The sequence below is a fragment of the Rhizobium gallicum bv. gallicum R602sp genome, assembly GCF_000816845.1.
Classification (GTDB): Bacteria; Pseudomonadota; Alphaproteobacteria; order Rhizobiales; family Rhizobiaceae; genus Rhizobium; species Rhizobium gallicum.
Genome location: NZ_CP006877.1, coordinates 138,816 through 165,361, shown reverse-complemented (window position 1 = coordinate 165,361; position 26,546 = coordinate 138,816). Strand labels below are relative to the sequence as shown.

Genomic DNA, 26,546 nt, shown 5'->3' with positions numbered 1-26,546 from the left:
ATGCCAAGCTGGCCGTGATCGGAGCTTAGGAGGAGTGTTGGAATCGGGTAATGCTTTCAGAGGCCGGCGGCGCACGCAGTGGCATCGTTATGGCCGTTCGCAGGCTCAGCGCTGCCCTTCAACCGATCACGGTAGCGCCCTTAGCTGACCGCCAGGACGAGCCCGGTGTCGTGCTGACGCACGAAATCTACGCGTGTCCCGTTCCAGTGGTAGCTGTAGTGCCGCCCCTGGATCGGTATCGTGATTGCGTCTGGCCAGAATATGCCGATGCATTGCCGGCCTGGCATGCGGACGCTACCCCACACGAGACCATCGCTTCCGGCGGCCCGGAGGCCGCGTCCCTTGGCCTGGGAGACAGTATAGTCGTCCGGGTGCAGCACGTCAGGCACCGCGTTGACGTCATCGAGATCCCGATCGACGCTGCCGATCAGGACCCGGAAGTCCGCCGTCCAGCCGGAGTCGTTCGTGGCGCGCATGAATTTTTCGTGGTGATGAATGGTCTCGGCGACCGCGACTTCTTCGCTGTCGCCCGCATAATAGATCCCGTAGCTGCCATCCGAGAACCGACCGGGACGTAGGATCGAGCAATGCACGAAGGGCGCCATGACGAAGCTCCGGCTGGTCATCATCCGGGCTGGTCTCGCAGTATCAAGGCCAATGCTGGCAATGCACTAATCATCGTTCGCCACGGAGAATAAGGATCACGCGCGCCGTTTTTGGGCCAATTTACGAGCGGCCGATAGCCACCCGGCACATGGCGGCATGTCTCAAAACCACACGAATCCAGAACCGCTCCGTAGAGCTGGCCATTTCTGTTCCAATTTGAAACAGAGAAAACCGGCAATACGTCCTGCGTTAACGCAGGCTGCGGATGCCGCTTGCAACCTGCTGAAATGCCATCACTACTACGCGCATAATTCTGGGAACAAACCAATTGAAGGTCCTTCCATGACGGCAGCAGCCTCCTTGTCCTTTCAGCCGGATGACGTCGACGTCCTTGCCGGCGCGCTTTATACCTGGTGTGCGGAGCGCAATATCAAGCTCCGCAGCCAGCAGGGCCTTTCGATCGCCAGCATCGCGATCGACCTTTATCATGCCGGGCATCACACGCAGGACGACTTGCTTGTCGCGCTGCACGAGCGCGAACTTCATTAGAATCCCGAAACAAAAAGAAACCCGCCTGCGGCGGGCATAAGGTACCGGGATACTCTTTTGCTATGGCGCCGCAATCGAAGCGTCAGGCAGCCTTTTCCGCGCTCATCAGCGTCAGAATGGTCTTGACCGCTTCCTTGCCTGCGGGCGAGTGAAGCCTGTCATAATTGACAGCCAGTTCATAAGCCTCGGGGCTTAGCGCAACTTTTGACGGGAATTGCGACGTTTCGGCGCCTTCAAAGAGTGCGGAGATCTCGACGCCAAGAAAGACCGCGATCTGGTGCAACTTGCTGGCGGAGACCCGGTTGGTGCCTTTTTCGTATTTCTGAATTTGCTGGAAAGTCAAACCAAGAGCTTCCCCCAGCTCCAGTTGCGAGACACGGCGGCGGGCGCGGAGCTGTCTGACATTGCGACCGACGAGGATATCTACGGGATCCGGCACCTGGCATTCCCTCATATATTAACGAATTCCTAACGATACTATGACGGTTCTTGCGCAGAACTCAACCCGATAGTTGCAAAATTCAACCGACTTTTTTTGGGCTTTACGCTACGTCAGGGAAACCAAGCGTCAGTGCGTAGATCGGCGCATGAGCAGGATTGCGCAGACCAACCAATTCACCGATCCGCGTATGGCTTAGAGCCGCGGTTGGGCAAGCCGTCATTCCGTGCGCCGTGGCCGAAAGCATGATGTTTTGCCCAATATGCCCGGCCTCGATCAAAACCACGCGGTAGGCGTTGGCATCGCTATATTTCCACATGCTGCGGTCCATATGGGCAACGAGTACGATCATGCAGGGCATGGTATCGGCCCATTCCTGGCCGCCGACGAGATCGCCGAAAGAGGGCGAAGCGTCCGATATCTTTGCCAGCGAATGCTCGAAGGCCGAATAGTGATAGATTCCTGGCGCCAGGCCGTCGACCGCCTTCACAAAAACATAGGCTTCATAAGGGTTGCGTGCGCCGCCGGACGGTGTCATCGACAGCGGTAGCGTCACCACCGAATTTCGTGCAGTGCCTGTAATCCCAAGGCCTGCGAAGAGCGCTTCGGAGAGCGCGTGTAATGACACGGCTTTCGTAAGACCCTTGCGTTGAGTCCGCCGCCTCGCCATCAGCGCCAGCAAAGAATTTCCGGAGGGTTCGGCCGATAGCGAAATGACATCGCCTTGCCCCGAATTGAGGCTGTAGAGCTCGATCTCGCCATCGCTTGCGAGCGCAGCGCGCTGCAGATCTTCGGCCTCATTAAGGGACATGTAATCGGGGTCCTGAACGCAAAAATGCATCAGGGCGGCGGGCACGCCCCACTTCCAATGCTGACGGAAGGCGTCCTCCCGCATCTCAAGTTCGGATCCTTCGACGACGAGTGCGGACATCTCGACAAGCGCCACCAGCGTTTCATCGAGTTCGTCCTCACTATGGCCGGGCGCTTGATCGCGGATCGCGGCGCGATCACTCCACTCGGCAACAGCGCGCAAAAAATCCAGAAGGTCCGGACTGCACTCGAAGACGGCCTTGGTGAGGAAATTGCAGGCTACGAACTCGGCACCATCATTATGGAAGACGAGCGTGCGGGAGGAACGATAGCGCATCGCAGAAAAATGCCCGCCGCAGCCCATTCGCCCGGCAGGCATCTCATCGCTTAATCGATGCGGAACATCATGCCGCGGCTGACAAATGTCGGCTTAGCCTTGGCTGCGGTAACCTTAAGGTTCGGCTTGCTCTTCTTCTGCATGCTCCATCTCCTCGGTTCGAAAGCAATCGGTGTTGATCGCAGCCCGAACAATGAGACGCCAACCGAAAATATTCGATTAATTCGCAAATATTAGTTTGATACATCACAGTGGCGTATTGCTTCAATTTAAGTCAAAAATCGGAAATTTCTGAATTAAAATCGTTATTTTTGTGTTTATACAGAAATATCTAGCCGAAAAACGTGAATTATGCCAATCATATTGCGCGAATGAACTCGACAAGACGCCGGAGAAAGCACGATGGCCCATAAAAAGACTGCGAAAGCCGAACAAACGCGGAATTTTGATGATGGGGTCGGTGACTATACGATCGACATGCTGAACACGCTGATCGCGCAAAGCCGCAGCGCCCGGCAGCCGATGCTGACCTACCTCTTGTCTATGGCGCTGATCGAGGCGCACCGCGTCAACGTCGATCACGCGCCCGCGACCCATGAAGCCGGGCTGTCGCTCAACTAACCGAGATCGCGTGTGACCGAGGAGATGAAATCGGCACGCTGCTGGGTAATCATGTCCCGTACGATCCGCGGAACGGCCTCATCGGCCGTTCGGTAGACTTTCGCGAGGCGCAGCGCCGTTCTGAGGTTTGTCTTCGTGCTCAGCGGCACCATCACAACGGCGCTGAAGGACGGTCCGGCGGGCGTAAAAATCATGGCGTGCCCTCCAAGCAGCTTCTCGGAGAATGGCAGCCACCGAAGGCGCATCAGCGTCGGCTCTTGCGTACCAATCTGATTGGCTGCGACGAAGGAAAGGCAATTGAGCCGCTCGACGACAATGCCTTTATGATCGCCGGTGAAGCGGGACCAATATTCGCCCTTCTTGATCGCTCGATTGGTAAGACGACGGAAAGTCGTGGCGCTTCCCTGCTTTGCAAGAACAACAACGGCACAAAGTAGGCTCTCCGGCGTACCAGGGATCGTCATGTAGGCATGATAAATGCCGGGTGCGATGCCGGCGGAAGGATCGGCAAAGAGGAGCGGCTCCAGTGCATCCCTCGCCGCAGACAAGATGCGTTGCGCCGATGGACGGCCGTGGTCCAAATCGACCGCAACCGGCCGCTGGTACATCTCTTCCTCGGTCACACCGAGATATTCACAGATCCTCTTTACAGAGGCCCGGCCCGGTGCGCGCCGCGCCTGAAGATAGGATTCAATCTGCGAGCGGCCGATTTGCATACCGCGCGCGGCAGCGCTGATGCTGCCTGCCTTGGCAAGGCAGAGGCGCCGCAGATTTTCGGCGAAATTCTCAAGTGCAGACATGTCCGCGATGGCTTCCAGGAGATGAGTCGGCCTCAAACTAGCGGCTCGAAAGACGGAACACAAACGGGCGGCAAGACAAATCCGGGGATGATCCGATTGAGCCTGATCTGCGCGGCGGCGATACACAGTGCCGGCAGGGTATGTGGTCAGCCTTCATTTTTTTCGTTATGATTCAACGATGGATGAAGCGATGCGCCGGACAGCCGGCGTGACCCGCAACAGTACCGGAAAGCGACGCTCCAAGACAGCGCCCATGCGGATCGCCACATGGCCGAAGCACGCGGGGCCACCGCCCTGCATGGCGACGATACTGATGGCGGAGACATCGGCATCGACACCATAAACGGCACGGCAAATCGTGTCATTGCGTTTGGAGAGTTTGCCATGGGGCATTGAATTTCTCCGTAGGACATCGGCCGAACCAAGGCGAATGCCCAGCTGGCGGATTGCGCGTTGATTGACGCAAACGCTGACGGAGCTTTGCTTGAAGCAACGGTGTTCCTATGCCGAAAGCCCCATCCCATCCCCAATCCAAGCTTCCGATCGTGCCATGCGTCCGTCATTCCCGTCACAATCGAATCGGATAAGATGCCGCTGGTTTTGACATGGGGGCATCATTGTTTCTCTTCTCGAAGTTAGTCTGGGTCGTCGGCCAGCCGCTATCGCTGGTGTTCTTCCTAATTCTCTTTTCATTCCTTGCCGTCGTTCTCCGCTTCAGGAGCCTCGCCGTATTTTTCTCGGCGCTCGGCACACTGCTGCTCTTCGTCATCCTTTTCACCACAACAGGCAATTACCTCCTCCAGGATCTGGAATTGCGCTTTCCAAAGCCGGACCGCGATCCGGATAACTTGCAATGCTTGATCGTTCTCGGCGGCGCGTTTGAAAATGAGGTGAATACGACCAGCCACGGAATCGAGTTCAATGCAGGCGCGGACCGTTTTATCGAAGCGCTGCGGCTGGCGCAGCGATATCCGCAATCGCGTATTCTGATTTCGGGCGGGGACGGCTCGATTTCTGGAAAATATGAAGGCGATGCGGCCGCCTCGGCGCGCTTCTTTCCGCTTTTCGGGATTGCGCGTGAACGGCTTGTCGAAGACAGAACATCGCGCACGACCTTCGAAAATGCGATTAATACCAAGGAGCTGCTTGCAAGCCAGGGACTTTCGAACTGCCTGATGATCACATCCGGCTATCACATGCCGCGTTCGGTCGGCATTTTTCGCAAGCAGGGCATCGATGTCGTGCCGTGGCCGACGGATTACCGGACGGATGGTCATGTAGCGCTGCGCATCGACTTCACGCAGCCGAGCCTCAATGCGCAGAACATGGCGACTGCCGTGCGCGAATGGTTCGGTCTCGTCGGCTATTACCTTGCTGGTCGAACGTCCGAGCTCTATCCAGCCTGAAGCATTATTTCTTTGAAATGGTGACAAACTTCGTGCCGCGAACACGCGCCGTTACGATGCAGGGGCCGCCGTCGGTGCGATCGCAGAAGCGCGGATGCATCTTCATGGCCAGCACCATATTGCCGAAGCGCTTGATGAAATCGTAGCCGTAAATCTGCGCCGTCGCGATCATGAAATAGCCCCCCTCGGCCACCTGCAGGTAGAAATTATAGGTGCAGCCATCGTCGTTGCACTGCGGCCCCTTCTTTCCGTCGCAGGTCAATTCGCCCTCATTGACCACGGCGTCGATAAGGCCGTCATTGTTGATGTCCTGGCGCGTGATGTAAGCGTCCGAAAATTCGGCCTTCGTACATTGCTCGGTGAAATGCTTCTTCTCGTAGATTTCCGGATCCGAGATCAGCGATTGCTGCGCAGAGGCCGACTGAGCCACAAGGAGGGCTATTAAATTCAGGACGATGAGCAGCGCTTTCACGGCTTTCCTCTTTTGTCGGATGGACACTGACAGGCGCCCATTCTGGACGATCCGCCTTGCGCCGCCCTTGCCACCGTGATTCAGTCCAGTATCGTCTGCCGGCTCTGGGGGCCAATCAATGTCTCTGCTCGTCTATCTCGATTATGCTGGCATCGCACTCTTTGCCGCGACGGGTGCACTCGCCGCCTCGCGCAAGCAGCTCGACCTCATCGGCTTCCTCTTCTTCGCTATGGTAACAGGCACCGGCGGCGGCACGGTGCGCGATATCGTGCTTGGCCGCGTGCCGGTATTCTGGGTGCTGAACCCAGCCTATATCGTCATCTGCTGTCTGGTAGGCATCGTGGTTTTTTTCACCGCCCATCTCGTGGAGTCGCGTTACCGGCTGCTGATCTGGCTCGATGCGGTGGGGCTCGCCGCCTATTGCGTCATGGGTGCGGCCAAGGGACTTGCCGCGACAGGCTCGCCGACGATCGCGATCGTGACGGGGACACTGACGGCAACTTTCGGGGGCGTGTTGCGCGATCTGATGGCGAACGAGCCCTCCGTGCTCCTGAGACCCGAAATCTACATCACTGCGGCACTCTTCGGTGCGGGCATCTTTACCGGTGCAACTGAACTCGGCCTGCCGCTTTATGGCGCATCCGCCCTTGGCGTTGTCGCAGCCTTTGCCGTACGCGGCGGCGCATTATGGTTCGGATGGACGTTCCCGACCTACAGGCACAAGCCCGGTCGCCACCCTGACGATGTCATGTGAAATTCAGCGCTTCGGGCGCAGGCGGATTACAACGTCGACATGGGCGATTTCCATGCCCGGCGGCGGCTCCGGTAGATTGCCGATCGTCAAGTTGCTGACCGGAATATCCAGCACTTCATTATCGCCTTCGACAAAGAAGTGATGATGATCGGAAACGTTGGTGTCAAAATAGGTCTTGGCGCTCTCGACGGCGAGAACACGGATCATGCCGGCTTCGGTAAACTGGTGCAGCGTGTTGTAGACGGTCGCCAGAGAAACCGGAACGCCGGCGGTAACTGCTTCCTCGTGCAGTTCCTCGACAGTCAGATGCCGGTCGCCTTTCGCAAAAAGCAGATCGCCGAGCGCAACGCGTTGACGCGTCGGTCGCAGGCCTGCGCTGCGCAGTCTGGCTTCGATTGCGATCGGGGCTGCAGCCGCCATAAGGGAAGAACTCCGGTTATTCTAGCGTCAATCAATCAGGTTTCCTAAGCCATATATCTTTTGCGCGGAAGCCTTTCAATAGTTCCCATGGGGACAATGGCCTCCGAAACGCCGGAAAATCGGGCTTTTGACGCAATTGGGTCTGGCCGGGGCCTTGGCCTTCCTGTATGCGACCACCAAATAAGGCGACAAGTCAGTTCAAGGGCGGGGTAGAACTAGCCATGCTTATGCTTCATTTTCCTTGGAACTTGGACTAAACAATCACTCCATTGGCACGTGCGGGGGAAACAGAATTTTGATGACAACGAAACAATCCAGCTTCACCTATGAGGAAATCCTGACCTGTGGCCGTGGCGAAATGTTCGGCCCGGGTAATGCGCAGCTGCCGCTGCCGCCGATGCTGATGTTCAATCGCATTACGCAGATTTCCGAAGACGGTGGACCGCATGGCAAGGGTTTCATTCGCGCCGAATTCGACATCACGCCTGACCTCTGGTTCTTCCCCTGTCACTTCATGGGCGATCCCGTGATGCCGGGTTGCCTCGGCCTTGACGCGATGTGGCAGCTGACCGGCTTCTTCCTCGGCTGGCTAGGCGAGCCTGGCAAGGGCCGTGCAATCTCTACCGGCGAGGTGAAGTTCACCGGCATGGTGACGCCGAAGACGAAGCTTGTCGAATACGGCATCGACTTCAAGCGCGTCATGCGCGGCCGTCTCGTTCTCGGCATCGCCGATGGCTGGATGAAGGCCGACGGTGAGGTCATCTACAAGGCTACCGATCTGCGCGTCGGCCTTTTCCAGGAAAAGGCCGACTGACTCTACCGGGCGAAACAGCCCGGTATTCCAAGATAGAAAAAACGAAAAGGTCGAAACACATGAGACGGGTAGTTGTCACGGGTCTGGGCGTTGTTTCCTCGATCGGCAAAGATGCCGCTGAGGTCACGGCCTCGCTGCGCGATGCCAAGTCCGGCATTTCCTTCTCCAACGATTTTGCCGAGCATGGCTTCAAGTGCCAGGTCTGGGGCCGTCCCAGCCTCGATCCGACCGATCTGGTCGATCGCCGCGCAATGCGCTTCCTGTCGCAAGGCGGCGCCTGGAATCATGTCGCCATGAAGCAGGCGATTGCCGATTCCGGTCTCGAAGAGTCCGTGATCAGCGGCAACGAACGCACCGGCATCATCATGGGCTCCGGCGGTCCGTCCACCCGCACGCTGATCGAAGCTGCCGAGATCACCGTCAAAAACAACAGCCCGAAGCGCATCGGCCCGTTTGCCGTGCCGAAGGCAATGTCGTCCACGGCATCGGCGACACTTGCAACCTGGTTCAAGATCCACGGTGTCAACTACTCGATCTCGTCGGCCTGCTCGACTTCTGCGCACTGCATCGGCAATGCCGCAGAAATGATCCAGTGGGGCAAGCAGGACGTGATGTTCGCCGGCGGTCACGAAGACCTCGACTGGACCATGTCCAACCTTTTCGACGCCATGGGTGCGATGTCTTCCAAGTACAACGACACGCCGCAAACGGCTTCGCGCGCCTACGACGTCAACCGTGACGGCTTCGTCATCGCTGGCGGTGCCGGCGTTCTCGTTCTTGAAGAGTTGGAGCATGCAAAGGCACGAGGTGCGAAGATCTACGCCGAGATCGTCGGCTACGGCGCGACCTCCGACGGTTACGACATGGTCGCTCCTTCCGGCGAAGGCGCCGTGCGCTGCATGCGCCAGGCACTCTCGACGGTGAAGGGTGATATCGATTACATCAATACGCACGGCACCTCTACGCCGGTGGGCGACAGCAAGGAAATCGGCGCGATCCGCGAGGTCTTCGGCGACAAGATGCCTCACATCCAGTCGACCAAGTCGCTGACGGGTCACTCGCTGGGTGCAGCCGGCGTCCAGGAGTCGATCTATTCGATCCTGATGATGCAGGAAGGCTTCATCGGCGAAAGCGCCCACGTCAAGGAACTCGATCCTGAATTCGATGGAGTGCCTATCGTCCGCAAACGCATTGACAACGCCAAGATCGACATCGCTCTGTCCAACTCCTTCGGCTTCGGCGGCACCAACGCGACGCTCGTTTTCCAGCGCTACAACGGATAAGAACATGACCGCAATCATGCAGGGTAAGCGCGGGCTCATCATGGGCGTCGCCAACAACCATTCTATCGCCTGGGGTATATCAAGGGCGCTTGCAGCCCAAGGCGCCGAGCTTGCCTTTACCTATCAGGGAGAGGCGCTCGGCAAGCGGGTGAAACCGCTCGCAGCGGAAGTCGGCTCGGATTTCGTCGTACCCTGCGACGTCGAAGACATTGCCTCAGTCGACGGCGTTGTTGGTGCACTCGAGGAGCGTTGGGGCAAACTGGATTTCATCGTCCATGCCATCGGTTTTTCCGACAAGAACGAGCTGAAGGGCCTCTACGCGGATACTACGCGCGAAAACTTCAGCCGAACGATGGTCATCTCCTGCTTTTCCTTTACGGAGATCGCCAGGCGCTGCGCACCGCTGATGGCCGAGGGCGGTTCTATGCTGACGCTGACATATAACGGTTCCACACGCGTCATCCCGAACTACAACGTCATGGGGGTTGCAAAGGCTGCTCTGGAGGCCTCCGTGCGCTATCTCGCCGCCGACTACGGTCCGCGCGGCATCCGCGTTAACGCCATCTCCGCGGGCCCCATCCGCACGCTGGCGGGCGCGGGCATTTCGGATGCCCGTGCAATCCTCTCCTGGAACCAGCGGAATGCTCCCCTGCGCAAGACCGTCAGTATCGATCAGGTCGGCAATTCCGCCCTCTACCTGCTCTCCGACCTGTCCGCAGGCGTGACCGGCGAAATCCATTTTGTGGACGCCGGCTACAACATAACCTCGATGCCGACGCTGGATACGCTGCGCAAGGCAGATGTAGAATAAGCGAGGCAGATTGGTCGCCGGCGACGCCTGTTGCTCCAGGCGGCACGACACCGGATTTCTATCAGGGAAACGGCCGCAGCGCGTATCCGCCCTGTTGCTGGATAAAGTTCGGAAAGCCGTCAGTTGTCACCGCTTTCCTTTTCCAATCCGAAAGGCGCTGCTTACCAATCACCGCGACAATCTGGTGCAAGGGTTCGGTCCGCTCAAGGAGCCGGCCCAAGCGTTTCTTCGCTTATCTCGAAGTGCTTCGGGTAGGGCCCTTCACATAGGCTTCGTTGAAGATCTTGTACCGGGCTGTATAGCGGTGCTCATCGCGCAATCGGCCGGCGGTCCTGTTCCGCCAGTCGCCGCAGGAGTTTCAGGTTGTGGGGTGGCGGACTGGCCGTCTTTCTTATTTCTTTGCCCACAGCACTTTGAAACGCGCGTTTCGGCAGGTTTCGCCGCTTTCCTTGAAATTTACAGCAAGCACCGACTCGTAGGGCAAACCGCGATTGGCGACGAGCATCAGACGGCCGCCACCGCGTAGCGCCGATGCAGCCGTCTTGATCATTGCTTGGCCGAGCGAAGGCTCCGCCGCGTGTCCTTCATGAAAGGGCGGGTTCATGACGATCAGATCGTACTTGTCCTTGACCGGTTCGGCCGCCAGATCGTGCCAGAAGAAGCGTGCCGGTGCATTCGGGCAGTTCTGCGCCAGATTGGCCTTGGCGGCCTCCAAAGCCGCGTAGTTGGCCTCGTAGAGGTCGAGGCGCTCGAGGTTCGGCGATTTCTCCGCAAGCTCGACCGAGAGATAGCCCCAGCCTGCGCCGAAATCGGCTGCGTCGCCGGTGAAATTTGTCGGAAGGCGCGAGGCGAGCAACTCCGAGCCGTCATCGATGCGGTCATGCGAGAACATGCCGGCTGAAGCATTGAAGCGTCCGTCGACGCGCACCGGTGACTTGGCGAATTTCGAAACAGCTTCGCTGACGTCCTTCGGCCGCGTAAACCAGAATGCAACACCGTGATATTTCGGCATGTGCTTGATATCGAGGCCGAAGCCTTCCAGATGCTTGCGCAGCGGCTGGATGCCGTCTTCCTTGCCACCGGCAACGACGATCAAGCCACCGACCTTCAAGCGGGAAAGTGCTGCAGCGATATTCGCTTCGTTCTCGCCTTTGTGCTTCGTGCAAAGCACGAGCGCCACATCATAATCTTCGCCCTCGATCTCAGGCGATGCTTCGATGCGCTGCGACAGAAGCTGCCTGTAGAGCGGCCGGAAGCCCTGTACGGCGCTGAGGGATGCGGCAAAGCCCTCCGGTAGCAAAAAGCCTGCTTCCGCACCCAGGAACAGCACGCGCGAATCCTCGCCCGGCGGATCAATGGTACCGCTCGCAAAGGGATGCAGCAGGGTCTTCAGCGTTTCGCGGCTCATGATCTCTTCTCGACTTCATACAAAAAGGGCGCGAGAAATATCCCGCGCCCATGAACGGTTGGAAAGGCGCGACTTACTCAGCCGCCTCCTCCTTCTTCTTTTCGGCAGCCGGGAGTTCCTGGCCAGTCGTCTGGTCGACGACCTTCATCGACAGGCGGACCTTGCCGCGCTCATCGAAGCCGAGGAGCTTGACCCAGACCTTCTGACCTTCCTTGACGACGTCCTGCGTCTTGGCAACGCGCTCGGAAGCCAGTTGCGAAATATGGACGAGACCATCACGGGCGCCGAAGAAATTGACGAAAGCGCCGAAGTCAGCGGTCTTGACGACCGTGCCTTCGTAGATCTGGCCAATCTCCGGCTCGGCGACGATCGAGTGGATCCACTTGCGGGCCGCTTCTATTTCCTTGCCGGACGACGATGCGATCTTGACGGTGCCGTCGTCTTCGATGTTGATCTTCGCGCCCGTCTTTTCGACGATTTCGCGAATGACCTTGCCGCCGGAGCCGATGACTTCACGGATCTTGTCGACCGGGATGTTCATGACTTCGATGCGCGGAGCGAATTCGCCGAGCTGGCCGCGGCTTTCGGAAATGGCTTTCGCCATCTCGCCGAGGATGTGCAGACGGCCACCCTTCGCCTGATCCAAAGCGATCTGCATGATCTCTTCGGTGATGCCGTGGATCTTGATGTCCATCTGCAGCGAGGTGATGCCTGCCTCCGTGCCGGCAACCTTGAAGTCCATGTCGCCGAGATGGTCTTCATCGCCGAGAATGTCGGAAAGAACGGCGAAGCGCTCGTCCTCCTTGATCAGGCCCATGGCGATACCGGCGACCGGCTTTGCGAGCGGAACGCCTGCATCCATCAGCGCCAGCGACGTACCGCAGACGGTTGCCATCGAGGAGGAACCATTGGACTCGGTGATTTCCGAGACGACGCGGAGCGTATAGGGGAACTGCTCAACCGACGGCAGCATCGGGTGGATGGCGCGCCATGCAAGCTTGCCATGGCCGATCTCGCGGCGGCCCGGGGAACCCATGCGGCCCGTTTCACCGACCGAGTAGGGCGGGAAGTTGTAGTGCAGCATGAAGTTTTCCTTGTACATACCCGTCAAGGAATCGACGTACTGCTCATCTTCGCCGGTTCCGAGCGTGGCAACGACGATCGCCTGCGTTTCACCGCGGGTGAAAAGAGCCGAACCGTGCGTGCGCGGAAGCAGGCCGACTTCGGCGACGATCGGGCGAACAGTCGCGAGATCGCGGCCGTCGATGCGGCTCTTGGTGTCGAGAATGTTCCAGCGAACGATCTTTGCCTGCAGGTGCTTGAAAATCGCGCCGACCTCTTCGGCCGTATATTCGGCTTCGCCTTCTGCCGGCAGGAAGTGTTCCTTCACCTTCGCCTTGACCGCATCGACAGCGGCGTAGCGATCAGCCTTCTGGGTGATCTTGTAGGCTTCGCGAAGTTCGGCTTCTGCAAGGCCAAGCATTTCGCTTTCGAGAGTGGAATAGTCTTCCGGTGCAAAATCGCGAGGCTCCTTGGCGGCAACTTCAGCGAGCTTGATGATCGCTTCGAGAACCGGCTGGAAGCCCTTGTGGCCGAACATGACGGCGCCGAGCATGACGTCTTCCGGAAGCTCCTTGGCTTCAGATTCGACCATCAGGACGGCGTCATGCGTGCCGGCGACGACGAGATCGAGGCTCGATTCGTCCATTTCGTCGAGATGCGGGTTCAGGACGTATTCGCCATTGATATATCCGACGCGCGCGCCGCCGACCGGACCCATAAAGGGAATGCCGGAGAGCGTCAGGGCAGCCGAGGTCGCGATCATCGATAGGATGTCCGGGTTGTTCTCCAGGTCATGCTGGATGACAGTGACGACGACCTGCGTGTCGTTCTTGTAGCCTTCAGGGAAGAGCGGACGGATCGGGCGGTCGATCAGGCGGGAAACGAGGGTTTCGTTTTCGCTCGGACGGCCTTCGCGCTTGAAATAGCCGCCGGGGATCTTGCCGGCCGCGTAGGTCTTTTCCTGGTAGTTGACGGTGAGCGGAAAGAAGTCCTGGCCTGGCTTCGGCGCCTTGGCGGAAACGACGGTGGCAAGAACCACGGTTTCGCCGTAAGTCGCGAGAACGGCACCATCAGCCTGACGGGCGATCTTGCCAGTTTCGAGCTTCAGCGGGCGGCCAGCCCACTCGATTTCCACGGTATGGGTATCGAACATATGTCTTGTCCTTCGATGCGGGAGCGCGCGCCGTCGCGGAAAGCGCAGCGCACAGTCGACCGCAATTGGTGTGACGTATCATGGGCAAGACAACGGGAGGCTTTTCATCCCCAGCTTCCTGAGAAACCGGACCAAAGCCCTCCTTGAAAGACTTTGGCCGAAAGCATCCGGCAATCCTGCCCCATGACAGGTCAACGGTTGGTTTGGCAGAACCGGCCCATCCGGGTCCGCCGTATTTCCTCCACGCGAAGATAGGGCGCGGCGGCAGAATTTCATGGGGGCCATCGGCCCTTCAAAAACATCCGGCGGGCGTCCATAAGGAACGCCCGCCGGAAATCATTAGCGGCGAATACCCAGGCTGGTGATCAGCTTGGTGTAGCGGCCCTCGTTCTTCTTCTTGAGATAGTCAAGAAGCGAGCGGCGGCTCGAAACCATCGTCAGCAGGCCACGGCGGGAATGGTTATCCTTCTTGTGACCCTTGAAGTGTTCCGTCAGGTTGTTGATACGCTCGGTCAGGATCGCAACCTGAACTTCCGGAGAACCGGTGTCGCCTTCGAACGTTGCGTATTCCTTGATGAGAGCCGTCTTGCGCTCAGCTGTAATCGACATCGGATGTTCCTTTCTATGAGAGGAGATTAGGTCGCCAAAAGCCGGGATGTCGTCCAGCTTCGGCCGCGAATGCACTCAGGTCCTGCCTGATGCTGGCGCTGCCTATAAACCAAATGAGGCGCGATGGAAAGGGGCCCGCACCAGATGGCGGATTTATCACTTTCCCGCCATCGCGTCGCGGATCATCGCATCGTACCCTTCGGGATCCTGCAGCATCGCAAAATGGCTGGCATCCTTCCGGATGATGAGCCCGCTGCGCGTCGAGCGTCCGTGCCCGCGGCTGTCGGCGACTATCACAAGATGGTCTTTGGCAAGATCCTCGGCCTGACGGCCCCGGACATCGGCACTGCCGAGGCCCTCAAGGATGAACAAGATCGGATCGCCCGCACCCTACTCGGCGTAATACATCTTGATGTCGTTTACTGGCGCCATGCCGCTCGTCTTCGCCGGCGGCATGGGAGGGAAGGCGGGCAACTCCGCTCAGCGCTCGGCCGACCGGGCGCTTGCGGCCGCGAGAGCGGCCGAAAAGAACAACGCGACTGCGACGCAACTGCGCGCATGACCTGCTCCTCAAGCTGGGTGGTTTTCATAGCCGCAAGGAGGAAAAACATAGCTCAAGGGGATGAGCCGTCGCTCCGGCGCCGGAAAGACGCATTGCGACTTAAACGAAGACGCGCTTCGGGCGGAACTCTCCCTGACCGATCTCGCCGATCGCGATGAGCTTTCCGCGTGCCGTCGCATAGGCTTCGCTTTCGGCAACGGGTGCATCACGGCCACGCACCAAGATGGGATTGCCCATCCTCAGGCGATGTGCCTGATCGTCGTTGACGGCAAGGTGTGGCAGCGAGGACAAGGCTTCGCTGGTATCGATCAGCAGGGCGTCGAGCGCGGCAAGACGCTCGTCCATGTCTTCAAGTGTCTCAAGCGCGACGAGGCTTGCGAGCGGCACCATACTGTCTTCGCCAAAAGGTGCCACGAAGGTCCGGCGTAGCCCGGAGATATGGCCGTAGCAGCCGAGCTCGCGGCCGAAATCGCGAGCTAGCGCGCGTACATACGTGCCCTTGCCGCACTCGACTTCGAAATGCGCGGTATTCTCATCCGGGCATGCAAGCAGCGTCAGGCGGAAAATCTCGACTTCACGGGAAGGAATCTCGACGGTCTCGCCGTCGCGCGCCAGGTCATATGCGCGCTCGCCGGCGATCTTGATCGCGGAAAACTGCGGCGGCACCTGGCTGATGACACCGGTGTATTTCGGAAGCAGATTGCGGATCTGCTCCTCTGTGGGGCGCTGGTTGGAACTCCGAGTCACCTCGCCTTCGAGGTCGTCGGTTGCGCGCTCCTCCCCCCAGGTCACTTTGAATTCGTATATCTTGCGGCCGTCCATGACATAGGGAACAGTCTTCGTCGCATCGCCCAGCGCAATCGGCAGCATTCCAGACGCCAGCGGGTCGAGGGTGCCGGCATGACCGCATTTCTGCGCCTTGAAGAGCCACTTGATCTTGGAGACCGCCTCCGTCGAACCGAAATCAATGGGCTTGTCGAGGATCAGCCAGCCGGAAACCGGGCGGCCTTTGGGTTTGCGTGGTTTGGACATTCGCTTCTTCTGCTATTGTTCTTCAGTGTCGCCGTCGAGGTCGCGCTGGACTTCGGGCGAGCGCAGCAATTCATCGATCTTCTTGTAGTTGTCGAAGCTCGTATCGTCGCGGAAACGGACCTCCGGCATGTATTTCATCTGCCGAAGCTGTGGGCCGAGACGGCCGCGGATGTATTTTGCGTTGCGGTTCAGCGCATCGATGACTGCGCCGTGATCGGAAATGCCAAGCGGCGTCACGTAGGCTGTCGCGATCTTCAGGTCCGGAGACATGCGGACTTCAGAGATCGAAATGACGGTCTTTTCGATCACGTCATCGCGCACTTCGCCACGCTGGAGGACCTGCGTGATCGCGGCACGCACTTGTTCGCCGACGCGTAGCATGCGTTGCGAAGGTGCCGAGGATGTGGGTTTTGTTGCCATTATTCTCTGCCAAAAAAGGTTCGGGCGCCGGCCTCTGATGATCCGGCGCCCGTCGAAAATACCAGTCTCGCGCCGTCAGAGCGTGCGGGTGATGTGCTCGACGCGGAAGCATTCGATCGTGTCGCCCGCGCGGATGTCTTCGTAATTCTCGAAGGCCATACCGCATTCCTGGCCGGAATGCACTTCCGAGACTTCATCCTTGAAGCGCTTGAGTGTCTTGAGCTTGCCTTCGTGGATGACGACGTTGTCGCGGATAAGGCGGACGCCGACGCCACGCTCGACCTTGCCTTCGGTAACGCGGCAACCCGCGACCTTTCCGACCTTCGTGATGTTGAACACCTCGAGGATCTCGGCATTGCCGAGGAAGGTTTCGCGCCGCTCCGGAGAGAGCAAGCCGGACATCGCTGCCTTAACGTCATCCACGAGATCGTAGATGATGTTGTAGTACCGGATTTCTATGCCCTGACGCTCTGCGAGCGTACGCGCCTGCGCATTCGCACGAACGTTGAAGCCGATGATTGCAGCACCGGACGCTTCCGCAAGGGAGATATCCGACTCAGTGATGCCACCAGCCGCAGAATGCACGATGCGAGCGCGAACTTCGTCGGTTCCCAGCTTGTCGAGCGCACCGGCGATCGCCTCGATCGAGCCCTGCACGTCGCCCTTGACGACCAGCGGGAACTCCTTGACGCCAGCCGTCTGAAGCTGGCTCATCATCTGTTCCAGCGAGCCGCGCTGGCCCGAATGGCGGGCAGCAGCCTTGTCGCGGGCAAGCCGCTGACGGTACTCGGAAATCTCGCGGGCGCGAGCTTCGTTTTCGACAACGGCGAACTTGTCGCCCGCCTGCGGTGTGCCTGAGAGACCCAGAACCTCGACCGGAGTGGCCGGGCCCGCTTCCTTGACATGGTTGCCCTTGTCATCGACGAGGGCGCGCACACGGCCCCAGACATCACCAGCGACGATAATCTGGCCGGGACGCAGCGTGCCTTTCTGAACGAGGACCGTCGCAACCGAACCGCGACCGCGATCAAGCTGAGCTTCGATGACTGTGCCTTCCGCGGTGCGGTCCGGGTTGGCCTTCAGATCTAGGATTTCCGACTGCAGCAGGATCGCCTCGAGCAGCTTGTCGAGGTTGGTGCCGTTCTTCGCCGAAACCTCGACGTCGAGAACCTCACCGCCCATGGACTCGACGAAGACCTCGTGCTGCAGAAGTTCGGTGCGAACCTTCTGGGCATTGGCCGTCGGCTTGTCGACCTTGTTGATCGCAACGATGATCGGAACGCCTGCCGCCTTGGCATGGTTGATCGATTCGATCGTCTGCGGCATCACGCTATCGTCGGCAGCGACGACGAGAACGGCAATATCAGTCGCCTGGGCACCACGTGCACGCATTGCCGTAAAGGCGGCGTGGCCGGGGGTGTCGATGAAGGTGATCTTCTGACCGTTCTGTTCCACCTGATAAGCGCCGATATGCTGCGTAATGCCGCCGGCTTCGCCGGCAACCACGTTCGCATGGCGGATGGCGTCGAGCAGCGAGGTTTTGCCGTGATCGACGTGACCCATGATGGTGACGACCGGCGGACGCGAGACCTGTTCGCCGCCTTCATCCGTGACATTGAAGATGCCGAGTTCGACGTCGGATTCAGAAACACGCTTGACGGTGTGACCGAATTCGCCAGCGATGAGTTCTGCCAGATCAGCGTCGATAACGTCGCCTGGCTTCATCATCTGGCCTTCCTTCATCAGGAACTTGATGACGTCGACGGCGCGTTCGGACATGCGCTGCGACAGTTCCTGAATGGTGATGGTTTCCGGCAGAATGACTTCGCGGGAAATCTTCTCGCGCGTTTCCTGCATCTGGCTGCGGCGGAACTTCTCCTGGCGGCGACGCATAGCGGAAAGCGAACGGCCGCGCGCATTGCCGTCGTCATCGACATTTGCCGTCGTGATCGTCAGCTTGCCGCGGCGGCGCTCCTCTTCCGTCTTCGGACGCGTCGTCACCGGCTTTGCCGGTTCCGGACGAACGACCCTGCCACGGGCAGGAGCCCCACGAGGAGATCCGCGCTCTTCCTCCTCGCCTTCCGGACGGCGGCCACGGACTGCGGGAGCAACCCCAGCCGGAGCCGGACGTGCAGAAGTCGGCGCCGGAGTCTCGGGACGGCGCACGGCCGGCGGCGCCGGGGCCGGAGCCTCCGCCTGGACCTCAACTGCTTGAGGCGCAGGAGCCTCCTCGACCGGTGCAGAAGGACGGGCGGCCTCTTCGGCTGCACGTCGGGCTGCTTCGGCTGCTTCCGCTTCGCGGCGGACGGCTTCTTCGGCTGCACGGCGCTTTTCTTCTTCAGCCCGGCGGACTGCATCTTCTGCATCACGGACCTGGGCCAGCGCTAGCGCGCGCCGTCTGGCGTCCATTTCCTCAGGCGAAAGATGGTTCAGGACGACCGGACGCGGGCGGTCCTGCTGGCGAGGAGCCTGCGAAGCCGGTTGCTGGGCACGCGGCGGCTGGCCGCCCGGCTGTTGGATGCGAGGTGCAGGCGCCTGCGTTGCCGCCGGAGCGGGTTCTGCCGCGCGGGGCGCTGGAGCCGGCGTGGTCGGGCGATCGTCTTCGGGGCGCATCGGGCGCCGCTTGCGCGTCTCGACAACGACCGCCTTGGTGCGGCCACGGCCCATATCCTGGCGCACGGTGCCTTGGCTTATCCCCGATGGCTTCAGGGTAAGCGTCTTCTTTGCTCCAAGCGTCTTGTCGTCATTGCTATCTGTCATTCGTTCCCGTTCCTTCGGACAGGGAGCGATGACGTCATCAAACCCTATCGTTCAAATACTTTTCGATCAATGATGGGCCGGCCGGTGCCGGTCGCCGCATCATTGTTTTTGCTGGCCAGCGCCGCCTGGTGCCCGGGATTGACCGCCACTGCGGTACTGTTCGAGCATCTTTGCGCGCTTCACTACACCCTCACCTGCCTGCCCTGCAAGCACTGCGGCATGGATAAAAGCATTCTGGCCCATCACGCCTTCCATTTCGCTCTCCGAGAAGAGCCGGAAGGAAGGTATTTTCTCCTCGGTTTCCATTCCGAGGTGCCAGGCCTTGCGAGCCTGGTCGATTTTTCTCACGCCATCGCCGGCCGCATCCGTCGAATGGAACACGGCGAGTGCTGCTCCACTTCTGACTGCGGCATCCACTTTCGAGGAGCCGCTGACGAACTGGCCCGCCTTGCGCGCCATGTTCATCATCTGCATCAGCTGCTGTGCGAGCAGCCGGTCGACGGTTTCACCGAGATCGGCTGCTGCCTTCACGTCCGCCTTCAATGCGCGGGCGAAAGACTTCTTCGCCACCGCCTTGTCGACCAACGCGCGATCTAGCTTGACCCAGCAGCCGCGTCCCGGAAGCTGACGCTTCAGATCGGCGATCACCGTCCCGTCGGGCGCTGCAACGAAGCGGATCAACTCATCCGGCGATCCGCTTTCACGCGTCACGATGCACATGCGGCTGTTCACGTCATAACCTGCAAGATCATCATCCTCAGGGAAAGCGTGCACCTCCGCGATCATTATGCTTCCTGCTCGGCAGCGTCGGCCTCGACAACTTCAGCGCCCTTCGCAAGATCCTCCTCGGTAATCCAGCCGGCAGCAAGGCGTGCCTGGACGACCATCTGCTCGGCCTCGACACGTGAAACGTCGAACTTCGAGAAGAGGCCTTCGAATTTCTTGGTTTCGCCGTTCTTGCGCTCTGTCCAGCCGACGAGATCGTCCGCCGCGCAGCCCGCGAAATCTTCCAGCGTCTTGATGCCGTCTTCGCCAAGCGCAACCATCATCTGGGCGGTCATACCGTCGATCTGACGCAGTTCGTCGGAAACGCCGAGCGCCTTGCGCTTCTCGTCCATCTCCGCTTCGAGCTTCTCGAGATATTCGCGAGCACGCTGCTGGATTTCCTGCGCCGTCTCTTCATCGAACCCGTCGATCGACGAAATTTCGTCGAGGTCGACGTAGGCGAGTTCTTCAACGGCGGCAAAGCCTTCGGAAGCCAGAACCTGGCCGACCATTTCGTCAACGTCGAGCGCATCCATGAAGAGGTTGGTGCGTTCGTTGAATTCCTTCTGACGGCGCTCGGATTCTTCGGCTTCCGTCATGATGTCGATATCCCAGCCGGTCAGCTGCGAGGCGAGGCGCACGTTTTGACCACGACGGCCGATCGCCAGCGAAAGCTGCTCGTCGGGAACCACGACTTCAATGCGTTCTGCATCTTCATCGAGAACGACCTTGGCGACTTCAGCCGGCTGCAACGCGTTGACGACGAAGGTCGCCGGATCCTGCGACCAGGGAATGATGTCGATCTTTTCGCCCTGAAGCTCGCCAACGACGGCCTGGACGCGCGAACCGCGCATACCGACGCAGGCACCGACCGGATCGATCGAGCTATCGTTCGAGATGACAGCGATCTTGGCACGCGAACCCGGGTCGCGGGCGACCGAGCGGACCTGGATGATGCCGTCGTAGATTTCCGGCACTTCCATGGTGAAGAGCTTGACCATGAACTGCGGATGCGTACGCGACAGGAAAATCTGCGGACCGCGCTGTTCGCGGCGGACGTCATAGACATATGCGCGAACGCGGTCGCCGTAACGGACGTTCTCGCGCGGGATCATTTCGTCACGGCGGATGATACCTTCGCCACGGCCGAGATCGACGATGACGTTGCCATATTCGACGCGCTTGACGGTACCGTTGACAATTTCGCCGACGCGATCCTTGAATTCGTCGAACTGCCGGTCACGCTCGGCTTCGCGAACCTTCTGGACGATGACCTGCTTGGCCGACTGGGCGGCAATACGGCCGAAATCCATCGGCGGCAGCGGATCGGCGATGAAGTCGCCAAGCGCTGCGTCGGGGTTGCGGTCGCGGGCCAGCTCCAACGGGATCTGCGTGGAGTAGTCTTCTGCCTTGTCGACGACTTCGAGCAGGCGCTGCAGGCGAATTTCGCCGGTCTTCGGATTGATATCGGCGCGGATGTTCGATTCCGTGCCGTAACGGGAGCGCGCCGCCTTCTGGATCGCATCCGCCATCGCGGCAAGCACGATTTCACGGTCGATGACCTTTTCGCGCGCCACTGCATCTGCGATCTGCAGAAGTTCGAGCCGGTTCGCACTAACTGCCATTGTCTTATCTCTCCGTCTTGGCCTTGCGGGTTCCCGTCCCTGGAGCCGTAGTTGATCGGTTATTCTTCGTCGCCCGCCTCGTTCTGGTTCGCTGCCTGCGCTTTCGCGGCCTTATCGGCGCGCAGCGCATCGCGAATCAGATCGTCGGTCAGAATGAGCTTCGCATCGCTAAGCGCCGTGAAGGGAATGGTGACCTTCTGCTCTTCGCCATCGGCAACCTGGTCACGTTCGAGCGTGAAACCATCCGCGTCCGCTTCGATGATCTTTCCGCGAAAGCGCTTGCGGTTGCCGATCATGATCGACGTTTCGCACTTCACAAGGTGCCCTTGCCAACGGGTGAAATCGGATTTCCGCACCATAGGACGGTCGATACCGGGCGAAGACACCTCCAGATGATACTCCCGATCGATCGGATCTTCCACATCAAGAACCGGAGAAATGGCCATCGAGACCTCTTCGCAGTCTTCGACGCTCATTGTGCCATTGTTGCGCTCTGCCATGATCTGCAGCGTAGCGCCGTTCTGGTTGAGCATGCGCACGCGGGTCAGGCGGAAGCCCATGCCGACGAGCACGGGTTCGATGATGTCGGCAAGGCGCTGGTCCAGCCCGGTTTCGGTAATCAACCGTGGCTCAAGTTCATTGTCTGCGTTCGTCGGATCCGACAAGCGATGCGCTCCTCGCAATTTTCATGCATTTAGACGATCGCGCTAATAAAAAAGAGCGGGTCCTTGCGGCCCACTCTTCATCGCACGATCAAGAATTTGAGTGGCATATAGGCCTGTTTTTAGGAAATTGCAAGCTCTGGGCTCAAATGCGCCGCGGAGGCGCAATCGCGCCTAGCCACGGTCGAGCTTCATCATATATTGGAGCCGAGGGAAATTTAGCAAGCGGGAGGAATCGTGCCATCCAATTCATCAACGCTGGCGCCGCTGAAGCATGAAACCTACCGCACAATCTGGTTCGCAAGCCTCGCCTCGAATTTCGGCGGGTTGATCCAGGCGGTAGGGGCAGCGTGGATGATGACGACCCTCACCGCTTCCGAGGACATGGTGGCGCTGGTCCAGACCTCGACAGCACTTCCCATAATGCTGTTCTCGCTCATCTCGGGCGCGCTCGCCGACAATTTCGACCGGCGACAGGTGATGCTGACGGCGCAATTCCTCATGCTTGCAGTCTCGACGATCCTCACCGCCTGTGCCCTGCTCGGCTGGATCACGCCCTGGCTGCTCCTGTTCTTCACCTTCCTGATCGGCTGCGGCACGGCGCTCAACAACCCCTCCTGGCAGGCCTCCGTCGGCGATATGGTGCCGCGTGCAGACCTGCCGAACGCGGTGACGCTGAACAGTATGGGCTTCAACATGACCCGCAGCGTCGGCCCCGCCATCGGCGGCGTCATTGTCGCGACGGCGGGTGCCGCCGCTGCCTTTATGGTGAATACGGTCAGCTATTTTGCGCTCATCTATGCACTCACGCGCTGGAAGCCATCGCTGCCCGCTTCCAGCCTTCCGCGGGAAAGCCTCGGGAGTGCGATCTCCGCCGGTCTTCGATATGTCTCGATGTCGCCCAACCTTGAAAAGGTACTTATCCGCGGCTTGATCTTCGGCGTGGGCGCGAGCTCGGTGCTCGCGCTTCTGCCGATTGTCGCAATCGATCTCGTCGCCGGCGGGCCACTGACCTACGGCTTCATGCTCGGCTCCTTCGGCATCGGCGCAATCGGCGGCGGGGCGCTCAATGCGCGGCTGCGCGAGATGTTCAGCAGCGAGACCATCATCCGCTACGCCTTTGCCGGTTTTGCCATCAGCATGGTGATTGCCGCGTCGAGCCCGCTTGCCGTGCTCACCTCGGCGGGACTGCTCGTTTCCGGCGCGTGCTGGGTACTCGCGCTTTCGCTGTTCAACACGATCGTACAGCTTTCGACGCCGCGCTGGGTCGTCGGCCGGGCGCTGTCGCTTTATCAGACGGTCACCTTCGGCGGCATTGCTGGCGGCAGCTGGCTTTGGGGTGTGGCCGCCGATCGCTTCGGCGTTTCGAATGCGCTTTATGGCTCAGCCGCGGTGATGCTGATCGGTATCGTTATCGGCTTTCGCTTCTCGATGCCGGCCTTTGCCTCGCTTAATCTCGACCCGCTCAACCGCTTCATCGAGCCCGCGCTTGGGCTCGACATCACGCCCCGCAGCGGGCCGATCGTCATTCAGGTCGATTATCAGATCGGCGATAGCGACCTGCCCGAATTCCTGACGCTGATGGGTGAACGGCGGCGCATCCGCATCCGCGACGGCGCACGCAACTGGGCACTGATGCGCGACCTCGAAAATCCCGGTACCTGGACCGAAACCTATCACACGCCGACCTGGGTGGAGTACATCCGCCACAACCAGCGCCGCACGCAGGCCGATGCGGAAAACGCCGATCGCCTGCGCGCCCTCCACCGCGGCACGGCAGCGCCGCATGTTCACCGCATGATTGAGCGCCAGACCATCCCGCCATCCGACGATGTGTTCCACAAGGCGCCGATCGATCTTCACCACTGAGGCAATGCGATGATCCACACATTCCGAAAAGCCCGCGAAAGCGACCTTATCGACATCATCCGGCTGCTTGCCGACGACGATATCGGCCAAGGCAGAGAGGTCGTCGCCAATCCCGTCGATGGGCGCTACCAGACAGCCTTTGCCGCAATCGACGCGGATAAAAACCAACTGCTGGCGGTTGCCGTGGATCAAAAGCATCACGTCGTAGGCTGTTTGCAGCTCTCATTCATTCCCGGACTGTCGCGCACCGGCACGTGGCGCGGGCAGATCGAGAGCGTAAGGATTGCAAGGGAAGCGCGCGGCACCGGACTGGGGACTGAATTCATCGAATGGGCGGTAGAGACATGCCGTGCGCGCGGCTGCAAGCTCGTGCAGCTCACCTCGGACAAATCCCGGGCGGATTCCATCCGCTTCTATGAAAAGCTCGGCTTTACTGCGAGCCACGAAGGTCTGAAGCGTAGCCTATAGGACGGTTACTTCAGCTTGCCCTTCATCGATGCGTCGGGAAAACAGGTCGGTTGCATTCCATTTTTTTCCTGCCACTGTCCGATCGAACGGCGGGTCTTGTAGCCCGGCAAGCCGTCCGATCCGCCGACGTCGTAGCCTTGGCGTTCCAGTGCTTTTTGCATTGCCGCCACATCGGATCGCAGCATTTTGCCGACATCGCCCCAAGCACCTTGAAAGGCGCCGGAGCCATAAGCGATCCGGTCGGCGAGGTTGCCGATATAGAGCGCGTAGAGATCGGAGTTGTTGTATTCCTTGATGATGTAGAAGTTCGGCGTGACGATGAATTCCGGCCCATCCCGGCCAGCCGGCACAAGCATCATACCCGCAGCCTTCATTTCGCCGGATGGAAAGCCCTTGCCGGACTTGCGATTGATGCCAAGCGAAGCCCAGTGCGAAAGCGGCTGTGCGATATCCGGTCCCTCCTGTGCACAGGAAACCGCCGCCGGGATCGTCACCTCGAAGCCCCAGTCACGATTTCGCTGCCAGCCTTTCTTAACGAGATAGTTGGCTATGGATGCCAGTGTATCCGGTACGGACGTCCAGATATTGCGGTGCCCGTCCTCATCGAAGTCGACCGCATATTTCAGATAGCTGGTCGGCATGAATTGCGGCTGGCCGAGCGCTCCCGCCCACGAGCTCCTGAAGCCGGCCGGTGTCACGTCACCGACATCGAGAATGTGAAGCGCCGCGATCAGCTCGGCCCGGAACATTTCCTTGCGAGTCGACATGAAGGCCTTGGTCGCCAAAACCTCGATCGCCGAATTCGGGATCTTCGCCGCGCCGAAACCCGTCTCCCGGCCCCAGATCGCCAGTACGATCGCGCCCGGCACGCCATAGGTCTTTTCGATGCGCTTCAGCGTCGAGGCATATTGCGAGGCAAAACCGCGTCCGGTTGCCGCCAGCTTCTTCAGCCGGTCCTCGTTGAAATACGGACCGGGCGAGGAAAACTCCGCCTGCGTCTGCTTGCGCTCTTTCGCCGGCGGGAATCCGGGAGGTGCAAGATCGGGAAGACTCCAGTTGAGTGCGATACCCTTGAATGCGGCCTGCAGCGTCTTTTCTGAAATGCCGGCCTTCTTCGCATCAGGGCCAAGATCGCTGATGATCCATTGCTGGAATTGTCTTTCCACCGCCGGCCTGTTCTGGGCAAGCGCAGGAAGAGGGAGGAGAGCGAAAAAACATACCAAAGCAATGGCCCAACGGCAAATGCTGCCCCGCTCCCCCCGACTGGGCGTCTCTCCGACAATGGGGAAGATCGGCAGGAAGCGCCCTCGCCGAGCTCCATCTGATCTCCCCCTCCGTAGCGGGGATGTCACAAAGTGGTAGAGGGGGGTGTCGTCTCGCATTTTGCCTCCTCAGATCGCAGTCCTTGCCCTCAAGGCGGCAGCCAGTGTGCCTTCGTCGAGGTAGTCGAGTTCACCGCCGACCGGCACGCCATGCGCCAACCGCGTGATCTTCACGTCCAATCCCGTCAGCTGGTCCGTTATATAGTGCGCTGTGGTCTGGCCCTCGACAGTCGCGTTAACGGCGATGATGAGTTCGCGAATGCCGCCTTCCCCGATGCGATCGATCAGCCCGCGAATGTTCAGGTCATCCGGCCCGATGCCATCGAGCGGCGAAAGCGTGCCGCCGAGTACATGATATGCTGCGTTCATCGCTGCGGCGCGTTCCAATGCCCAGAGGTCGGAAACATCCTCGACAACGATGATGACGGAGTGGTCGCGGCGCTCGTCGGTGCATACAGTGCAGGGATCGACGGTATCGACATTGCCGCAGCGCGAGCAGACCTTCACCTTGTCATAGGCCTCACCCATCGCGGTCGACAACGGGCCGAGCAGTTGGTCCTTCTTCTTGATCAGGTGCAGCGCCGCGCGCCGGGCCGAGCGAGGCCCGAGGCCCGGCACCTTCGCCAGAAGCTGGATGAGTTTTTCGATTTCGGGGCCGGTGACTCGCTTTGTCATGTGCCGTTCTTAGCCCATATGTTGCCAAAACG

At 59.6% G+C, this 26,546-nt stretch carries 26 protein-coding genes and 2 pseudogenes; 9 read left to right on the top strand and 19 right to left on the bottom strand.

Annotation, left to right across the window (positions count from 1 at the left end; genetic code table 11):
• Positions 1 to 140: 140 nt before the first annotated feature.
• A pseudogene (locus RGR602_RS00800) lies at positions 141 to 617 on the bottom strand (RES family NAD+ phosphorylase); the annotation flags it as partial.
• 331 nt (positions 618 to 948) lie between these two features.
• On the opposite strand from RGR602_RS00800, the gene RGR602_RS00795 reads away from it, so the two are divergent.
• Positions 949 to 1,155, top strand: a complete 207-nt coding sequence (locus RGR602_RS00795) for a hypothetical protein (protein ID WP_039843519.1) — start codon at positions 949 to 951, stop codon at positions 1,153 to 1,155.
• Positions 1,156 to 1,237: 82 nt separating this feature from the next.
• Here the strand turns inward: RGR602_RS00795 and RGR602_RS00790 are convergent, their stop codons facing one another.
• Both RGR602_RS00790 and RGR602_RS00785 read right to left on the bottom strand, forming a co-directional pair.
• A complete protein-coding gene (locus RGR602_RS00790; RefSeq protein ID WP_022713250.1) occupies positions 1,238 to 1,594 on the bottom strand; it encodes a helix-turn-helix domain-containing protein in 357 nt (118 codons plus the stop codon).
• Positions 1,595 to 1,697: 103 nt separating this feature from the next.
• Positions 1,698 to 2,741 (bottom strand): SagB/ThcOx family dehydrogenase, encoded by a 1,044-nt coding sequence (locus tag RGR602_RS00785; protein WP_039846565.1) that lies wholly within the window; start codon positions 2,739 to 2,741, stop codon positions 1,698 to 1,700.
• Between the two features lie 402 nt (positions 2,742 to 3,143).
• Here RGR602_RS00785 and RGR602_RS00780 point away from each other — a divergent pair, with 402 nt between their 5' ends.
• Positions 3,144 to 3,362, top strand: coding sequence for a hypothetical protein (locus RGR602_RS00780; RefSeq protein ID WP_039843518.1), 219 nt, complete (start codon positions 3,144 to 3,146; stop codon positions 3,360 to 3,362).
• Here the strand turns inward: RGR602_RS00780 and RGR602_RS00775 are convergent.
• Complete coding sequence (locus RGR602_RS00775; RefSeq protein ID WP_039843517.1) at positions 3,359 to 4,162, bottom strand: helix-turn-helix domain-containing protein; 804 nt, start codon at positions 4,160 to 4,162, stop codon at positions 3,359 to 3,361. The genes RGR602_RS00780 and RGR602_RS00775 overlap by 4 nt on opposite strands.
• 165 nt (positions 4,163 to 4,327) lie before the next feature.
• Entirely contained in the window at positions 4,328 to 4,555 is a 228-nt protein-coding gene (locus RGR602_RS00770) for a hypothetical protein (RefSeq protein ID WP_039843516.1), read from the bottom strand.
• A 224-nt stretch (positions 4,556 to 4,779) separates the two neighbouring features.
• Between RGR602_RS00770 and RGR602_RS00765 the strand changes: the two genes are divergently transcribed.
• Positions 4,780 to 5,568 carry a YdcF family protein gene (locus tag RGR602_RS00765; RefSeq protein WP_039846564.1) on the top strand — a complete coding sequence of 263 codons (789 nt, stop codon included), beginning with the start codon at positions 4,780 to 4,782 and terminating at the stop codon, positions 5,566 to 5,568.
• Between the two features lie 4 nt (positions 5,569 to 5,572).
• Here RGR602_RS00765 and RGR602_RS00760 read toward each other — a convergent pair whose 3' ends face one another.
• A complete protein-coding gene (locus RGR602_RS00760; protein ID WP_039843515.1) occupies positions 5,573 to 6,040 on the bottom strand; it encodes a hypothetical protein in 468 nt (155 codons plus the stop codon).
• Between the two features lie 118 nt (positions 6,041 to 6,158).
• On the opposite strand from RGR602_RS00760, the gene RGR602_RS00755 reads away from it, so the two are divergent.
• Positions 6,159 to 6,794, top strand: a complete 636-nt coding sequence (locus RGR602_RS00755) for a trimeric intracellular cation channel family protein (protein ID WP_022713243.1) — start codon at positions 6,159 to 6,161, stop codon at positions 6,792 to 6,794.
• Positions 6,795 to 6,797: 3 nt separating this feature from the next.
• Here the strand turns inward: RGR602_RS00755 and irrA are convergent, their stop codons facing one another.
• Positions 6,798 to 7,214 carry an iron response transcriptional regulator IrrA gene (irrA, locus tag RGR602_RS00750; RefSeq protein ID WP_039843514.1) on the bottom strand — a complete coding sequence of 139 codons (417 nt, stop codon included), beginning with the start codon at positions 7,212 to 7,214 and terminating at the stop codon, positions 6,798 to 6,800.
• 298 nt (positions 7,215 to 7,512) lie between these two features.
• Between irrA and fabA the strand changes: the two genes are divergently transcribed.
• From fabA to fabI, 3 genes are read left to right on the top strand one after another with little or no spacing between them, the layout of a single operon-like run.
• Entirely contained in the window at positions 7,513 to 8,028 is a 516-nt protein-coding gene (fabA, locus tag RGR602_RS00745; RefSeq protein ID WP_039843513.1) for a 3-hydroxyacyl-[acyl-carrier-protein] dehydratase FabA, read from the top strand.
• A 59-nt stretch (positions 8,029 to 8,087) separates the two neighbouring features.
• Positions 8,088 to 9,311 (top strand): beta-ketoacyl-ACP synthase I, encoded by a 1,224-nt coding sequence (gene fabB / locus RGR602_RS00740; protein ID WP_039843512.1) that lies wholly within the window; start codon positions 8,088 to 8,090, stop codon positions 9,309 to 9,311.
• Between the two features lie 4 nt (positions 9,312 to 9,315).
• On the top strand, positions 9,316 to 10,122 hold the full coding sequence (gene fabI, locus RGR602_RS00735) for an enoyl-ACP reductase FabI (RefSeq protein ID WP_039843511.1): 807 nt from the start codon (positions 9,316 to 9,318) through the stop codon (positions 10,120 to 10,122).
• 391 nt (positions 10,123 to 10,513) lie between these two features.
• Here the strand turns inward: fabI and RGR602_RS00730 are convergent, their stop codons facing one another.
• From RGR602_RS00730 to rimP, 10 genes and pseudogenes are all read right to left on the bottom strand, one after another.
• Positions 10,514 to 11,530, bottom strand: coding sequence for a class I SAM-dependent methyltransferase (locus tag RGR602_RS00730; protein ID WP_039843510.1), 1,017 nt, complete (start codon positions 11,528 to 11,530; stop codon positions 10,514 to 10,516).
• 73 nt (positions 11,531 to 11,603) lie between these two features.
• The gene (gene pnp / locus RGR602_RS00725; RefSeq protein WP_039843509.1) at positions 11,604 to 13,745 is read right to left on the bottom strand and encodes a polyribonucleotide nucleotidyltransferase; all 2,142 of its coding nucleotides are present in this window, start codon (positions 13,743 to 13,745) and stop codon (positions 11,604 to 11,606) included.
• Positions 13,746 to 14,084: 339 nt separating this feature from the next.
• On the bottom strand, positions 14,085 to 14,354 hold the full coding sequence (gene rpsO, locus RGR602_RS00720) for a 30S ribosomal protein S15 (protein ID WP_026283114.1): 270 nt from the start codon (positions 14,352 to 14,354) through the stop codon (positions 14,085 to 14,087).
• A 165-nt stretch (positions 14,355 to 14,519) separates the two neighbouring features.
• Positions 14,520 to 14,888: pseudogene (locus RGR602_RS35220) on the bottom strand (alpha/beta fold hydrolase); the annotation flags it as partial.
• A 127-nt stretch (positions 14,889 to 15,015) separates the two neighbouring features.
• Entirely contained in the window at positions 15,016 to 15,948 is a 933-nt protein-coding gene (truB, locus tag RGR602_RS00710; RefSeq protein ID WP_039843507.1) for a tRNA pseudouridine(55) synthase TruB, read from the bottom strand.
• Between the two features lie 12 nt (positions 15,949 to 15,960).
• Positions 15,961 to 16,368, bottom strand: coding sequence for a 30S ribosome-binding factor RbfA (gene rbfA, locus RGR602_RS00705; RefSeq protein WP_039843506.1), 408 nt, complete (start codon positions 16,366 to 16,368; stop codon positions 15,961 to 15,963).
• A gap of 75 nt (positions 16,369 to 16,443) precedes the next feature.
• Positions 16,444 to 19,128: a translation initiation factor IF-2 gene (gene infB / locus RGR602_RS00700; protein ID WP_039843505.1), complete on the bottom strand. Its 2,685-nt coding sequence runs from the start codon at positions 19,126 to 19,128 to the stop codon at positions 16,444 to 16,446.
• 99 nt (positions 19,129 to 19,227) lie between these two features.
• A complete protein-coding gene (locus RGR602_RS00695; RefSeq protein WP_407692045.1) occupies positions 19,228 to 19,917 on the bottom strand; it encodes an RNA-binding protein in 690 nt (229 codons plus the stop codon).
• The gene (gene nusA / locus RGR602_RS00690; protein WP_039843503.1) at positions 19,914 to 21,518 is read right to left on the bottom strand and encodes a transcription termination factor NusA; all 1,605 of its coding nucleotides are present in this window, start codon (positions 21,516 to 21,518) and stop codon (positions 19,914 to 19,916) included. The genes RGR602_RS00695 and nusA overlap by 4 nt, the downstream gene beginning before the upstream one ends.
• 59 nt (positions 21,519 to 21,577) lie before the next feature.
• Positions 21,578 to 22,183 (bottom strand): ribosome maturation factor RimP, encoded by a 606-nt coding sequence (rimP, locus tag RGR602_RS00685; protein WP_039843502.1) that lies wholly within the window; start codon positions 22,181 to 22,183, stop codon positions 21,578 to 21,580.
• Positions 22,184 to 22,417: 234 nt separating this feature from the next.
• On the opposite strand from rimP, the gene RGR602_RS00680 reads away from it, so the two are divergent.
• Together RGR602_RS00680 and RGR602_RS00675 are read left to right on the top strand one after the other, a co-directional pair.
• On the top strand, positions 22,418 to 24,049 hold the full coding sequence (locus tag RGR602_RS00680) for an MFS transporter (RefSeq protein WP_039843501.1): 1,632 nt from the start codon (positions 22,418 to 22,420) through the stop codon (positions 24,047 to 24,049).
• Between the two features lie 12 nt (positions 24,050 to 24,061).
• On the top strand, positions 24,062 to 24,517 hold the full coding sequence (locus tag RGR602_RS00675) for a GNAT family N-acetyltransferase (RefSeq protein ID WP_039846563.1): 456 nt from the start codon (positions 24,062 to 24,064) through the stop codon (positions 24,515 to 24,517).
• Between the two features lie 5 nt (positions 24,518 to 24,522).
• Here RGR602_RS00675 and RGR602_RS00670 read toward each other — a convergent pair whose 3' ends face one another.
• Together RGR602_RS00670 and recR are read right to left on the bottom strand one after the other, a co-directional pair.
• Positions 24,523 to 25,740: a lytic murein transglycosylase gene (locus RGR602_RS00670; protein ID WP_407692035.1), complete on the bottom strand. Its 1,218-nt coding sequence runs from the start codon at positions 25,738 to 25,740 to the stop codon at positions 24,523 to 24,525.
• A gap of 168 nt (positions 25,741 to 25,908) precedes the next feature.
• A complete protein-coding gene (gene recR, locus RGR602_RS00665) occupies positions 25,909 to 26,514 on the bottom strand; it encodes a recombination mediator RecR (protein ID WP_039843500.1) in 606 nt (201 codons plus the stop codon).
• Positions 26,515 to 26,546 lie beyond the last annotated feature (32 nt).